This is a genomic window from Spiroplasma chinense, from assembly GCF_008086545.1.
GTDB lineage: Bacteria > Bacillota_I > Bacilli_A > Mycoplasmatales > Mycoplasmataceae > Spiroplasma_A > Spiroplasma_A chinense.
The window spans coordinates 689,787-704,433 of sequence record NZ_CP043026.1 but is presented as its reverse complement, the minus strand read 5'-3'; the positions used below and the strand labels follow the sequence as shown (position 1 = coordinate 704,433).

12 protein-coding genes are annotated in these 14,647 nt (G+C 27.3%); 3 read left to right on the top strand and 9 right to left on the bottom strand.

The features are described 5' to 3' along the window. Positions 1-35 precede the first annotated feature (35 nt). The 5 genes from parC to udk all read right to left on the bottom strand — a co-directional run bounded on the left by parC (position 36) and on the right by udk (position 7,377). A complete protein-coding gene (gene parC, locus SCHIN_RS03200) occupies positions 36-2,582 on the bottom strand; it encodes a DNA topoisomerase IV subunit A (protein WP_166508200.1) in 2,547 nt (848 codons plus the stop codon). Between the two features lie 14 nt (positions 2,583-2,596). Then, entirely contained in the window at positions 2,597-3,568 is a 972-nt protein-coding gene (locus tag SCHIN_RS03195) for a hypothetical protein (RefSeq protein ID WP_166508199.1), read from the bottom strand. A 27-nt stretch (positions 3,569-3,595) separates the two neighbouring features. After that, positions 3,596-5,533 carry a DNA topoisomerase IV subunit B gene (gene parE / locus SCHIN_RS03190; RefSeq protein WP_166508198.1) on the bottom strand — a complete coding sequence of 646 codons (1,938 nt, stop codon included), beginning with the start codon at positions 5,531-5,533 and terminating at the stop codon, positions 3,596-3,598. Positions 5,534-5,731: 198 nt separating this feature from the next. Continuing rightward, entirely contained in the window at positions 5,732-6,643 is a 912-nt protein-coding gene (locus tag SCHIN_RS03185) for a hypothetical protein (RefSeq protein ID WP_166508197.1), read from the bottom strand. 107 nt (positions 6,644-6,750) lie between these two features. Next, positions 6,751-7,377, bottom strand: a complete 627-nt coding sequence (gene udk / locus SCHIN_RS03180) for a uridine kinase (RefSeq protein WP_166508196.1) — start codon at positions 7,375-7,377, stop codon at positions 6,751-6,753. A gap of 104 nt (positions 7,378-7,481) precedes the next feature. Between udk and SCHIN_RS03175 the strand changes: the two genes are divergently transcribed. The 3 genes from SCHIN_RS03175 to SCHIN_RS03165 all read left to right on the top strand — a co-directional run bounded on the left by SCHIN_RS03175 (position 7,482) and on the right by SCHIN_RS03165 (position 9,339). Then, a complete protein-coding gene (locus tag SCHIN_RS03175) occupies positions 7,482-8,084 on the top strand; it encodes an FMN-dependent NADH-azoreductase (protein ID WP_166508195.1) in 603 nt (200 codons plus the stop codon). 67 nt (positions 8,085-8,151) lie between these two features. Continuing rightward, positions 8,152-9,114 (top strand): GMP reductase, encoded by a 963-nt coding sequence (locus tag SCHIN_RS03170; protein ID WP_166508194.1) that lies wholly within the window; start codon positions 8,152-8,154, stop codon positions 9,112-9,114. Between the two features lie 39 nt (positions 9,115-9,153). Beyond that, positions 9,154-9,339 carry a hypothetical protein gene (locus tag SCHIN_RS03165; RefSeq protein WP_166508193.1) on the top strand — a complete coding sequence of 62 codons (186 nt, stop codon included), beginning with the start codon at positions 9,154-9,156 and terminating at the stop codon, positions 9,337-9,339. A 45-nt stretch (positions 9,340-9,384) separates the two neighbouring features. Here the strand turns inward: SCHIN_RS03165 and SCHIN_RS03160 are convergent, their stop codons facing one another. From SCHIN_RS03160 to SCHIN_RS03145, 4 genes are all read right to left on the bottom strand, one after another. Continuing rightward, entirely contained in the window at positions 9,385-10,755 is a 1,371-nt protein-coding gene (locus SCHIN_RS03160) for a hypothetical protein (protein WP_166508192.1), read from the bottom strand. Positions 10,756-10,797: 42 nt separating this feature from the next. Next, entirely contained in the window at positions 10,798-12,105 is a 1,308-nt protein-coding gene (locus SCHIN_RS03155) for an SEC-C metal-binding domain-containing protein (protein WP_166508191.1), read from the bottom strand. Positions 12,106-12,193: 88 nt separating this feature from the next. Further along, positions 12,194-13,618, bottom strand: a complete 1,425-nt coding sequence (locus SCHIN_RS03150) for a hypothetical protein (RefSeq protein ID WP_166508190.1) — start codon at positions 13,616-13,618, stop codon at positions 12,194-12,196. A 103-nt stretch (positions 13,619-13,721) separates the two neighbouring features. Beyond that, positions 13,722-14,552 carry a lipoprotein gene (locus SCHIN_RS03145; RefSeq protein ID WP_166508189.1) on the bottom strand — a complete coding sequence of 277 codons (831 nt, stop codon included), beginning with the start codon at positions 14,550-14,552 and terminating at the stop codon, positions 13,722-13,724. Positions 14,553-14,647 lie beyond the last annotated feature (95 nt).

Here is a 14,647-nt window from a genome sequence, read left to right as displayed (position 1 = left end):
ATTTTATACAATAAAAAAATACCTTTACAGGTATTTTAAATTAAATCCTCAACATCAATTTTTAACTCTTGAGTTGACTCTTCGTTGATGCTTTTATCTTTTTTTGTTGAAACTTCAACAACTTCTTTTTCATCTTCAGCACTTTTTGGAGCTGGAGGAATATCACCGTTTTTAATAACAAATGATTTTTCTAAAGTAGTTGTAACAATTTCGTTCATATCAAGATCTTCTGGTACATCTTCAAGTTCTGCATATTTAAACCCTTTAACGTTTAATTGAGATAAGTTATCTTCTTCATCTAACAAGTTCAATACATCTTTTGATTGAACATTGTATAAGAAAGTTGCAAATTCATCACGTTTTTTATTTCAAGGATATAATCTAACCCCTCTTTTTGGTCTAGTCATGATTGGAACTAAATCTTGTTTAATTTTTTTGATGTTACCTTTGTTTGTCAATACTAGAATATCTCCAGCATCAAATGCTTTTCCAGCTACAATATCTTCATCTTTTACAACTGTTGATTTAACCCCTTTTGCATTTGGACCTGCTGAAGGAATTTCACCAATGTCATATCTAACTGAAAATCCATTGCGAGTAAGCATAGTAACTGTTTTTGTTTTTGAAGTTACAAGTGATGCTGAAACAAGTTCATCATCTGCACCTAATTTAATAATTCTAAATGGTTTAGAGAACATTTTAGTTTCTAAATCTTCAACTGGAGTACGTTTGATCATACCCTTTTTAGTTGCTAGCAGAATTTCTTGTTTTGCATTTTTGTATTCTCTTACAACAAATGCTGCCAATATTCTTTCACTTTGTCCTGAAAGAGTAGCAATTTTGTTTATATGCATACCAATTTCTTTTCATTTGCTTGGCAAGATTTTATAAACTGGAATTGAATAGTAAGTTCCAGCACTTGATACTAATAAAATGAAATCTAAACTTGAAGCTGGAACTTTTGAAATTCAAATATCATTTGGTTTACGTTTAAAGTCACTCATTGGGAATTTACCAAGTTGTGAATCTTCAATTGCTTTCAAGTATCCATCTTGAGAAATTCAAATTGTGTAATCTTTTTGTACAATTGTTTTTTTGATTTCAACTTCGATATTTTCAATATCGTCAACAACTTCACTTCTTCTTTCAACACCAAATTTTTCTTTTGTTTCTTTTAATTGTTTTACAATTTCAGAATTTAAGTATTTTGTATCTGAAAGAATTTTTGTGAAATTTTCAATTTGACTAGCTAATTCAGCTTTTTCTTCTTTTAATTTTTCAATATCTGTTGAAGTTAAACGATATAGTCTTAAGTCAACAATAGCAATTGCTTGAGTTTCAGTAAATTCATATTTTGAAATCAAGTTAGTAATAGCATCACCTCTATTTTTTGATTCACGAATGATTTTAATTACTTCGTCTAAAATAGAGATAGCTTTAATTAGACCATCAATTATTTCTTGTCTTTTTTGAGCTTTTTCAAGATCAAATTGTGTTTTTCTTGTAAATACTTCTTGGAAGTGTTTTACATATGCTTTTAAAATATCTATAATACCAAGTTGTTTTGGTTGTTTATCAACAATTACAACATTGTTGTAATTGTAAGAAATTTGTAAAGGTGTATTTTTTAATAAGAATTTTCTTGTAATTTCATAATCAGCTTTATTTGATAATTCAATTACAATTCTCAATCCAGTTCTATCAGTTTCATCTCTAACTTCTTTAACTTCGATTTGAGGATTTGCATCAGCAACTTCTCCAATTTTTCTTACTAAATCTTGTTTTACAACTTCATAAGGTATTTCATCAATTATAATGTTGTTTTCTTCTCTATGCATTTTTGACTGGATAATAACTCTACCTTTTCCAGTTTCAAAAGCATTAACAATACCTTCTTTTCCCATGACAATTGCACCAGTTGGGAAATCTGGACCTTTAACAATTTTTAATATTTCATCTAAAGTTGTTTTTGGTTTATTAATAATCTCAATTGTTGCATCAATTATTTCATTGATGTTGTGTGGAGGCATGTTTGTTGCATAACCTGCAGCAATTCCAGTTGCCCCATTTACCAAGATATTTGGGAAATATCCAGGTAAAACTGTTGGTTCTTTTTCAGAATCATCAAAGTTTGGTGCAAATAAAACTGTGTTTTTTTGTAGATCATTTAATAATAAGCTTGAAATTTTAGATAATCTTGTCTCAGTATAACGCATAGCAGCTGCACTATCACCGTCAATTGAACCATTGTTCCCGTGCATATCAACTAATGGAACATTTAATTTTCAATGTTGACTCATTCTAACAAGAGCTTCATAAACTGAAGTGTCACCGTGAGGGTGGTATTTACCAATTACATCCCCAACAACACGAGCAGATTTTTTGTATGATTTTTCATGAGTTAAACCAAGTTCGTTCATTGCGTAAAGAACACGTCTTTGAACTGGTTTTAATCCATCACGAACATCTGGAAGTGCTCTTTCTTGGATAATATATTTTGCATATCTTCCAAATCTATCTCCCATTAGTTCTTCAAGTGAATAACTAAGTATTCCTTTTTCAATATTATTGTTATTTGCCATTGTTTTTACCCTTTCTAGTTTATTTCAAAGCTTACTTCAGAAATATCATTGTTAATAAAGTCCATAATGTTCAAGTTACTCATTGTTTCTCTACCTTCATGGGTTAAGATTCATAATTTTGTTGAAGAATCTTGGTTATAAAGATTTGGATCATTTTTAGAAATTAAACTTCTTCCTAAATCGATCATTTGTTTACAAGTTTCTTCTATTTTTCTTATTTTGATATATAAACTTTCAACAAAAGCCATATCATCAAGTTCTCCTGTTATATCATATTCGTTGAATTTATTAAATTTTAAAATTTCTACTCCAAAATCAACGGTTGCAAATGATTCAAAAGAAATTTTTGCATCTACTTCTTTTAAATCACAAATATAACGTGGAATTCCTTCAATTTTTCTAAGTTTAGTTTCCATATTCTGTATGTTTTTTACAGATTCTTTAATTTTATCTAAAACCTTACCAAAACTATCACCAATAATTTCACTTCTTCTATCACTTTCAATTAATGCAGATCTTAAATTAATAAAAATCCCAAAAATATCTAATCTAGTTGAAGCAATTTCTTTCATAATTTCTTTTGATTTTAAAAGTACAGGACCTGAGGTTGGGTTTAGGAAGTATGAATCTGTAAACTCATCATACACAAGTATTCCAACCTGAGGTTTTGCAATTTCTCTGGCTTTTTTCATTGATACTTTTGATTTTTCGATAAAACGATTCATAGTTTTAATCAATCAATTAAATTCACTATCTTTATGTAAGTTAATTTGAATTGATTGTTCACTTGAAGCAGATGTTAATAGGTCAAATTCTTCATTGTCTGTATTTCTTATTTCAAAATAAAGATATTCTTTTTCGATTTGATGAGACACGTTAAAACTATTAAATATCCCAAATCTTTTAATATCATCATTTATTTTGTTGTATTCATTAAATTTGTCTAATACAGCTTGAACTCTCATTTCGTAAGACATTTTTTCCATATTAACACCTCCTTAAAACTATTTAAATTAAATTTCTACAAATTCGGTATTATCTTCAAGGGTAAATTTAACATTTTCTTCAATTCACTCTTTACGTTTTTCAGCATTATCACCCATTAGTGTTCTAAAGGTATTTTCTGCTGCAAGCGCATCTTCTACTGTGATTTGAATTATCTTTCTTTGCTCTGGGTCCATTGTTGTTTCTCACAACTGGTCTGCGTTCATTTCACCCAATCCTTTATATCTTTGTATGTCAACTTTATTTTTTGATTTTTTCATGTATTCTACAAGTTCATCTTCAGTTCATAAGTAAATGAAATCTTTTTTATTTGATTGAGTTACTTTGAATAAAGGTGGCATTGCTATATACACATTTTTATTTGTAATAAGTTCTTTCATATATCTATAAAAGAATGTTAATAATAAAGTTTGAATATGTGCCCCGTCAGTATCGGCGTCAGTCATGATAATTATTTTTCCATAATTGATATCTTCAATATCAAAGTCACTTCCAATTCCAGCACCAATTGCATTGATTATTGTTGTGATCTCTTCATTTTTTAGTAAATCAATTAATTTAGTTTTTTCAGCATTAATTACCTTACCTCTTAAAGGAAGTATTGCTTGGAATTTTTTATCTCTTCCTGATTTAGCACTTCCACCCGCTGAATCTCCTTCGACAAGGAATAATTCATTATTTAATTTGTTTTTTCCTTGAGCTGGAGTTAGTTTTCCAAGCATAGTTTTACCTTTTGATTTTGCTTTTTGGTCTCTAACTGCTTGTCTTGCTTTTCTAGCTTCATCTCTAGCTTTTCTAGCTAGAAGTGCTTTTTCAATAATTAATATTGCAATAGTTTTATTTTCCTGTAATCAGAAACTAAAGTTTTGTTCAGTAATTCTTTCACAAGCAAATCTAGCTTCGCTTGTCCCAAGTTTACCTTTAGTTTGACCTTCATATTGAATTAAATTTTCAGGTACTTTTACAGTAACAATTGCTATTAATCCTTCACGAATATCTGTCGAGTCTAATTTTTTATCTTTTTCTTTAATAATATTTTGACTCTTACCATATTCATTTAACGCTTTTAATAAACCTGTTTTAAAACCTGTAATGTGAGTTCCCCCATCACTTGTTTTAACATTGTTTGCAAATCCCATAATGTTTTCTGAAAAATCATTTGTATAAGTTAAAGCTATTTCCACTTCGATTTGTGAATCAATACCTTTAATTAATACAGGATTACTTAAAGCTTTTTGATCACCTTTAAGTTCATTTACAAATTCTGTTAGACCATTTTCAAATAAATATTCAACATATTTGTCACTTCTCTCATCTTTAAGAGTGATTTTTAATCCAGAATTTAGTAACGCAGATTCTTTTAATCTTTCAGAAATTGTTGAGAAAGAAAATTTTGTTGTACTAAACATTGTTTCATCAGGTAAAAAGTTAACCATTGTACCTGTTACTTTTGAAGTTCCAATTTGTTTTAAAGGAGATGATAATTTACCACCATTATTAAATTTAATTGTTGAAATTAAACCATCTCTATGAATAGTTACCTTAAATTTTGAAGATAAAGCATTTACAACTGATGAACCAACTCCATGTAGTCCTCCAGAAGTTTTATATCCATCTCCACCAAATTTACCTCCAGCATGAAGTACTGAAAAGATTATTTCTGGTGTAGATTTATTTGAACCTTTATGCATTCCAATTGGCACTCCCCTACCGTTATCTTTAACAGTAACAGAACCATCTTTTTCTAAAGTTACATTAATCTCTGTACAAACTCCAGCTAATGCCTCGTCAATTGAGTTATCAACTATTTCTCATACCAAGTGATGTAATCCTCTTGAATCTGTTGAACCAATATACATTCCAGGTCTTTTTCTAACTGCATCCAGTCCTTCTAAAACTTGAATACTATCTTCTGTATAATTTAGGTCTTTAATATTTTCAGCCATGACATATACCTCTATATCTAATTACAATTATTAACCTTAATATAACATAAAAGCAAAAAAATAAAAAATTTTTTAAATATATTGCCTTTATTTGTCTTATTTTAGACAAAAAAGCACACAAAATAAAGATATAAGTGTTGTTATTGTTGTTTTTTTGCTAAATATTGATGAAAAAAATAAGGAATATATCCTTATTTTTTAAAGTGTAATTGAAACATTTTCAGCTTCTACAAATCCTTCAATTCCAGGAGTATTTATTTTCATAATAGTTCCAGGTTGGATTTCATTTTTCTTACTTAAATTTTCAAAGCTAACTATTTCTTTAAATTTAACATCATTATAAAGATCTGTATCCATCATAGTTCAACAAACTAAATTGAACATATCTACTGAACTATTGTAATAACCATAATATTTAGCATTATCTTGAATCATTTCTGAAAGTTTTAATTTTTTAAAAGTGTGTTCAAAAGAATCTCCTTTTTTTAATCCTGATTCTTCATGATCTTCTGATGCTTCAATTTCAACTTTAGTTCCTTCTTTTATAAGTTTAGTTGAACTTGTTTCATCTAGACCAGTTCATTTAATATTAAAGTAAGCCTTATCTCCAGTATCTTCATATGCTCAACCAAATAATTTTTTAATAGTTAAGTAACTTAAATTAGAATATACTTTAGAACCAATAAGTTGATTTGTTGCAAAACTACCATTAAATGCAGTTTGTAAAGTCAAATCTTTAGTATTAAATTCATATTCACCTTTAAATAGTGAGTCCATTAGAAAATCATATGGAACAACTTTATATTCTTTGTTTCACTCAATTTGTCCCAGAACTGTAGCAGTATTGTCTGTTAAATTATTGATTTTCATTAATAAAGAGAAAGTTGATGCACTAGTGTATTCACTGAAAAGTGTTTGACTAAATAAAGTAGTAACTTTTGAATAACTTAAACCAGGTTTTACTTCAGTACCTTTTAAATCTGCAAGATCAGCTTTATAATTTGGAATTAAGTTACTTGAAGGTCCACCGCCTAAATTACAAGCAACAACACTTGAAGTTGTTGGTGTGACTATTAAAATTGATGACATTAAAGTTAATATTCTTTTCATATTCATACCTCTTATTTTCTTGATTGATAATTGGTAATTGATATTTATATCAATAATTATAACACTTATAAATTTGAAACAAAAAAAGAAAAAGTAATAACTTTTTCTTAGTCTTTATTAACCAAACTTTTAATTTTAGTTGCTATCAAGTCGATTGCTATATTATTTCCTTCATAATAAGGCACTATTATATCTGCATAATCAATTGAAGGTTCTACAAAATATTTATACATAGGTCTTACTGTTGTTAAATATTGATCTACAATGTCTTCTAATTTTCTGCCACGTTCATTTGTATCTCTCATTAACCTTCTGATAAATCTAATATCATCATCTGTTCTTATAAAGATTTTGATATCTGCACGTTTTCTTATCTCTTCAACATGAAGAGATAAAATTCCATCCAATATTATTACATCACTTGCTTCAATGTGGATTGTTTTTCCTGATTGTTCATGCTTTGTAAAGTCATAAATTGGCATTTCAACGCTTTCTCTTTGTTTTAATTTGTCTAAGTGTTCACAAATTAAATCAATGTCCATTGAATTAGGATGATCAAAATTTAGTTTTTGTTTTTCTTCAAAATTAAGATTTGCAAAGTTTTTATAATAACTATCCATTGATATATGTGAAACTGACTCGTCTTTTAATATTTCATTTGCAATTTTTGTAGCTACAGTGGTTTTACCACTTGCACTTCCCCCTGCTATGATTATAATTGTCACTTTTTTCATAAATTTGTCTCCATTGAAATTATTTTAACAAAAAAATGGTTTTTTATTTTTTAAAAAAATTATTTTCATAATAAGTTGTTAAAATAATGTTGGAGGAAAAAGATATGTCAAATAAAGTTTTAGTAATTTCTGGAACAGTAACTGCTCCAGAAAAATCATACTCAATCGGTGTTGTAAATTTATTTTTAGAACACTATACAAAACTTAATCCAAATGACGAAATAATACATTTAGATTTAAACAATGAGCCTATGGCGCAAAAAACTCTAACAAGAGATAATTTTTCTACATTTTTCAATGAAAAAGATTCTTTAGAGTATATTAAACAACTTAAAAGTGTAGATAAAGTAATTATTTCAAGTCCTATGAATAATTTTGCAGTTTCAGGATTAATTAAAAATTACTTAGATCACGTTTTATTAGCGGATCAAACTTTTAGTTATAAATATTCTAAAAAAGGAGATGCAATTGGGTTATTAGATAATTTGAAAGTTCAAATTATCACAACTCAAGGTGCTCCTAAAGGATGATATCCTTTTGGTGACCACAGCGCCTTTTTAAAAGGAACTTTTGAATTTGTTGGAGCTGATGTAAAAGAACCAATTTTATTAGCTGGTACTAAAGTTGCTCCATTAAGTGGTCAAACACCAATTGAAGCTGCAAAATCAATTGAAGATGTAGTGGTTAACGCTGCTCAATGTTTTTAAAATGAGTTTTACTCATTTTTTTATTTTTTAAAATTATGATATAAAAATATTAAAGGAGAATATAAATATGTACGCATTTGATTACGATGATATACAATTAGTACCAAACTTATGTGTGGTAAAGTCAAGAAGTGAGTGTGACACTTCAGTTAAATTAGGAAATCACACTTTTGCAATGCCTGTAATGCCTGCAAACATGGCATCAGTTATAAATGAAGAATTATGTGAAAGACTTGCAAAAGAAAACCAATTTTATGTAATGCACAGATTTAATGTTGATAGTTTTGCATTTACAAAGAAAATGCAAGAACAAAACTTAATTGCATCAATTTCTGTTGGCGTAAAACAAGAAGACTATCAATTAATAGAGAAAATGGCTAAGGAAAATGTTATTCCTGAATATATAACAATCGATATTGCTCACGGTCACTCATTTAGTGTAAAAGAAATGATTGAGCACATAAGAAAACATATGTCAGATAAAACTTTTATAATTGCAGGAAATGTAGGAACTCCTCATGCTGTAAGAGATCTTGAATCTTGAGGTGCTGATGCTACAAAAGTTGGTGTAGGACCTGGAAAAGTTTGTATAACTAAACTTAAAACAGGTTTTGGAACTGGTGGATGACAGCTTGGAGCTGTTAAATGATGTAGTAAAGCTGCTAAAAAACCTATAATTGCTGATGGAGGAATCAGAGTTAATGGTGACATTGCCAAATCAATTAGATTTGGAGCAAGAATGTGTATGATAGGAAGTTTATTTGCAGCTCACGAAGAATCACCTGGAAAAAACGTTGAAGTTGATGGTGTTATGTATAAAGAATATTATGGTAGTGCCAGCGAATACAATAAAGGTGAAAAACGTTACGTTGAAGGTAAAAAAGAAATTATAAAAGTTAGAGGAAAACTTTCAGAAACTTATAAAGAAATGCAAGAAGATCTACAATCTTCAATATCTTATTCTGGAGGTAATAAACTTAAAGATATCAAAAAAGTTGACTATGTAATTTTAAAAACAAGTAATTTCTAGTATCAAATGTTATAAAATAATAAAGAGGAGCTAAAAAACATGGAAAAATGTCAATTAAACAATTGTGGTAAAGATGTAAATAGTCTTGATCCTAAAAGATTATATATTTATGATGAATTAATTGAGGATGAAATTCCTGTTATAGTTTGCGATTCTTGCTATGATGCTGAAAAACAAGCGGATAACGATATTGATTGATCTCACTCTGTTGACGGAGATGAATAATGAGTAAATAAAAACCACCAATATATTTATATATTGGTGGTTTTTTTATAGTAAATCAAAGAATGTTTGAATTATTGAAAATAATTCATTATCAAAAATAGATTTATTTCTTGAATTTTGTAATTCCTCAAGAGTTCTTGGTTTTAATAAGGCAAATCCTTTATTAATATAAGGATTTATATTATTTTGGTCTAACATAAATGTTAGACTTTTTCTTTCATCATAGATTGAATCAATACCAATTAAACCTGAACTAAAGATGTAAAACATCAATAGTTCATTTACTATATTGAAATACTTTTTGTTTGCAAAAACAATAAATACAGGTATTTCATTTTTTAAAGGAACCTCTAATAATTTCAATATTTCATAAACCATGTTTTTAGTTCCAAAAGTATATCCTTCTCTTTTTAATGCATTTGCAATTAAAGATAGGTTTGGAAAATCATTTATATCATAAATTCTTTTCCCCCTCTTAATATCTGCATATTGTTCCATATAAGAGACCGTTCTAACAAATGATTCATTATCATGCATTTTCATATATTTTAAGATTCAAAACATAAAGCATAATTCATCAAAATATCTTTCTTTATCATTTTCATTTAAGTGAAAATCATAAGAACGTCTTAATAATTTTTCAATTAAATCAAGCTCAAAATCAATACTTCTAATTAATGAAATATCATAAATTTTGTTTTGTTTAATTCACTCTTTTACTTGTGGTACATGGTGATTGTATGAATCAAATTCTTTTCTAATGTCATACAAAACTCCAAATACTTTTCTAATTTCAATATCTTTAATGTCATTTGCAGTTAAATATTGACTGTCAATTGTTGTTACTACAACAACATTTCTTAACTCTACTGCAATAATTTCAAATAAAGATTGCGCTTTAAAGATACTGTGTAATTCAAGATTTGTTAAGTTATCAAAAGTTAATAACATTCTGATTCCAAATTCTACAATAATTGCATTTAGATCTTTTAAAATTCCTGAAATTATCATTAAGTTTTTATCTAATAACTCTTCTTTTAATTTTTTTTGTTTTTTAAACTTAGCAGCTCTTCTTTGATTTTCTAAGTTTTTCTTAATTATTTTTTTAATCTTTCTTTCTTTTAAGAAACGATTTATATACTTTTTCCCAACAACATTACTAATTTCTTTTGTCAAAATACCAATAAAATCTAGTAACATGTTTTCACTTTGAACAAAGTGTTCAAGGTTAAAGTTAATTAACACAAACCCCTCTTCTGATAATCTTAAAGATAGTTCTTCTACTATTGAACTTTTACCAGAAGACTTTGGTCCGTCGATCCCAATCATTCCTTTATAGTCTGTAAAAATGTAATTAAGCATTTTTCTTAATAACTTTTCTCCATTAACCATATCAAAATATCTATTTTTTGTCATATTTATCTCCCTAAGTTTTACTTCGCCCTTAAAAAACAATTTCTAGAAGAAATTGTTTCCTTTATTAAAGCCTGCAAAGAATTTCATTTTTAAATATTCTTGACCCATGTTAGGGTTTTCATATCTAAATTTATTTAAAGCAGAAAATAATGCTTTATCTTCATCTGTTATTTTTTTGAAGAAATCTTCATTAAATAACACGTTGTCTGCAAATAACAACGAACAGTTTGATACAAATGCAGCTTCTGATTTAGCTTTATTTTTTATTATTTTTAAGTATTGTTTGAAAAACTCATTTAATGCTTTGTTTTTTGTGTCATAAACAAACGAAATGTATGAATTTGATTTATCATTTACAACAATCAAAGTTGCTGCGTTTTCTTGTACAAAAACATTATTAACTGAATTTACTAATCTAAAGTCATCAGGACAAATTTGTGGATAAATTAGATCATATACTTTAATTGTTTCTGATGAAGGTAACAACATTCTAATGATTTCATAACTTTCATTTTTTAAAACATTTTTTTTGTAATCATTTAATAAGTTTAATAATGATGAAGTTTGATTAGAAACTTTTCTTAATCTGTAAATAAAAAGTGATTTAAATCCTTCTTCTTTAATAGAATTAAAATTATTTCTAAATTCTTCTTTTAACATTTCTAATTGAACTTTTAATAAAAATGCTTTATACAAAATTGGTTTAAAATGAAGTTTTAATAATTCATCATCTGATGAAGTTTTTGAAATAACAATTGAATCTATCATTTCATTATGTTCTTTACATAAACCAAAGAATTTGAAATTTTTATTTGTAGCAGGTTTGAAAAACACTTCTCCCATTTTATAATTGTTATCCATTGGATTTATAGTATTAGTTGTTAAAAAATTCTTTTTAGAAAAATCAATATTATATAATTTATTTTCTACACTTGAACTTTTACATTCTGGTCAATTACAAGCTTCTAATTTAGAAAGAACTTTGTAATGTTTTTCAAATAAAGCATTTGAATATTCCATATAACTTAAATAAGTTTTTTTATTTGTCAAAGAACTTTCATAAGGAATATAATTTTCATTAACTTCTTTTTTTAAGTTTGCTTTACAACATTCAGAATATTTTTTTGCGCTTAAACAAAAACATAATTCATTGTCATTAAATACAAAAAAATTAAAACCATTCATTTGTAAGAAATTAATATTGTCATTGTCTAAAAAATAATTCTCAAAAATTTTGTCAACAAATTTTTGAGCATCAGTATCAGAAATTTTATTATTTCTATTTGCCTTATACAATTCACTTCTATCAAGAATATCTAAAGTTTCATTGTTTTCGTTTAATTTATCCATATTTTTTTACCTCAATATAATTATAAAGAATTTTGCTACCTTTTTATATAGCAAAAAAGAAAAAAGTCCAATTAGGACTTTTAATAAATTATTTTTTTTCTTTTTGTTTTTTTTCGGCTGCTGGTTTAGCATTTGATTTTTGATCTAATTGTTTTTTAGCTTCAACTTTTTTAGCTTTTTGAAGTTTTTCTTTTTTCTTCATTTGTTCGTTGAATAATTTCTTTTCTTTAGCAGCTTTTGCTTTAATTTTTGCTTCTTTTTCTTTTAGTTTTAATTCTTTTTCTTTGATTTTTTCTTTTTCTTCAAGTTTTAATCGTTTTTCTTTTTGTTTTGCAAATTCAATTTCTCTTTTTGCTTGAGCAATTTTTTCTGCTTGTTCTAATTTAACTTTCATTTTTTCTTCTTTAATTGAAGACTTGATAATGTTTAAGTTTTCAATTTCTTCGTTATTGTCGTAATCTTCTAAATTAACATTTGAAATTTCTTTTTCAAACATGTTTAGTGGTTCAACTTTTTCTTTTTGAAGAATTTGATTGTTTGGATCATCAATTCATTCTTTTTGCATTTTTGAAATATCAAGTTTTTTATCATAACTTAAGTTAAATTTAAACATTGATTGGAATTCTCTTAAAGAAATAGGTTTTTCTCCACAAGCATTGTGGATGATTTTTCTTATTTCTAAAATATCATTTGAAGTTTTTACAGAATAAACTCATTGTAAGTCTCTTAAATAACATTCATATATCATATCTTGGAAATCGTATTTAATTTTTGGATTTTCTCTCATTAATGGAATTGCATTAATGAAATCAATGAATAATTTATTTCTAAAGAAGAAATCAGCTTGGTCTCCAAAACTAATAATATCTCCATCATCCATTGCATATAATGCTTGACCAATTCTTTTAATGAATTGTTCATCATATCTAAAAGTAGATTTAATAACATCTAAATATCTTTTATGTAATAAAACTTCATCAGTTCTTACAGCCATTTTTCTGTATTCAAAGTATTTTTCTCTTAAAAGACCTACAGCATTCATACCAGCAACTGTTAATAATTCTCTTTTTGAAGAATTTGCTTTTATGAATTTATCATAGTGACTCCCTACTCCAAAAGTTCTATCTTTTGGGTTTTCAGCTGGTACTAAAGAAACAACTGGAAAAATAAAAGGATAAACACATTTAATTGAATAATATCATGCACGAGAAGTTTGAGGAATACCATAAAGCTTTAGAGAAAATACATTTAAAGCTTCTAACTCTTCTTCACTTATCTCTATAAGTGTGTCAATTTGAAGATCCATATCTTCAGTTTTTCTTGCAAATTTTGGATAAAATAGTTCAAAACTATTTGTATGTTCTTGTCATTTACCATTTAGAATTTCATTAATTAATGGAAGTTCTTTAATGTTATAGAAATCTCCACTAATTAGATTTTGATCATCATCAAAAACAAATTTTTGTTTTCCAGGAATGATGAAGTTTTTTGCAACTATTTTTTTAACGTACATATTTGGTTCTCCTTTTTAAACATTTCACTTATTATACCAAAAAATGGCACAAAATAAAAGCAACCCAGCGTGTGGGTTGCAGTATTTTTTTTATAAAATTATATTATTCACCTTTTGAATCATCAACAACTGTTAAAGTAATTGTTAATGTTGCAAAATCACCGTGGTTAATTTCTCAAACATAAACTCCTGCTTCAGCTCTAGCATCTCCACCGTTGAAATCTAAAGTTTTTCCATCAGATAAAACTGATAATTTAATATAACCTTCTTCTACTTCTGTTGGAGTTTTGCCATTTATTGAAATTAATGACACTTCACCTGATACAGCTAATGTAACTCCTTCAGTTAAAATACTAATTTCTGGCAAACCTTTATTGTCTATAATTGAAGTTAAACTTGCTTCAAATTCAGTCCCAGAAACTTCAAGAGTTTCTCTAATTGAAATAAATGTAACTTCTAATGCAGTAGATTCTGCTCATTCAAAAGCAGGTGTTGTATCTTCTCCATCAGTTCCTGGTGTTTCATTTTCATCACCTTCAGCAAATGTTGTAGCTTCTTTAACTTTTGATTCAGTTAATGTGAAAGTTACTGTTGCATCATTTTCAACAGATTTTCCTTCTGTTCCTTTAATTTCAAATGAAATTTTGATTTGTCCTTCAGCAGTTGGATCAGTTCCTTCTGCTATTACAGCACCTTCATTGCTTGTTGAAAATTCAGCAATAACTTCATCAACTGTTGTTTTAGCATCAACAGCTTTGATTTTTTTATCTTTGATTTTTTCATTTACTAATGCTGTAAATTTTCCAGTTAAAGTAGTTGTATCAACTGGTCCATTGTCTTCACCAGCTGCTGGTTTGTCACCACATGCTACAACTGTAGCACTAGTTGTTGCAACTAATCCAGTAGCTGCTAATAAACTTAATAATTTTTTCATATACTAATTATCCTCCATAGTATTTTTTGATTGATATTTTTTTCTTCGATATTGGAATTGTTTACTAACAATCCTAAAAAAAATTATATATATTT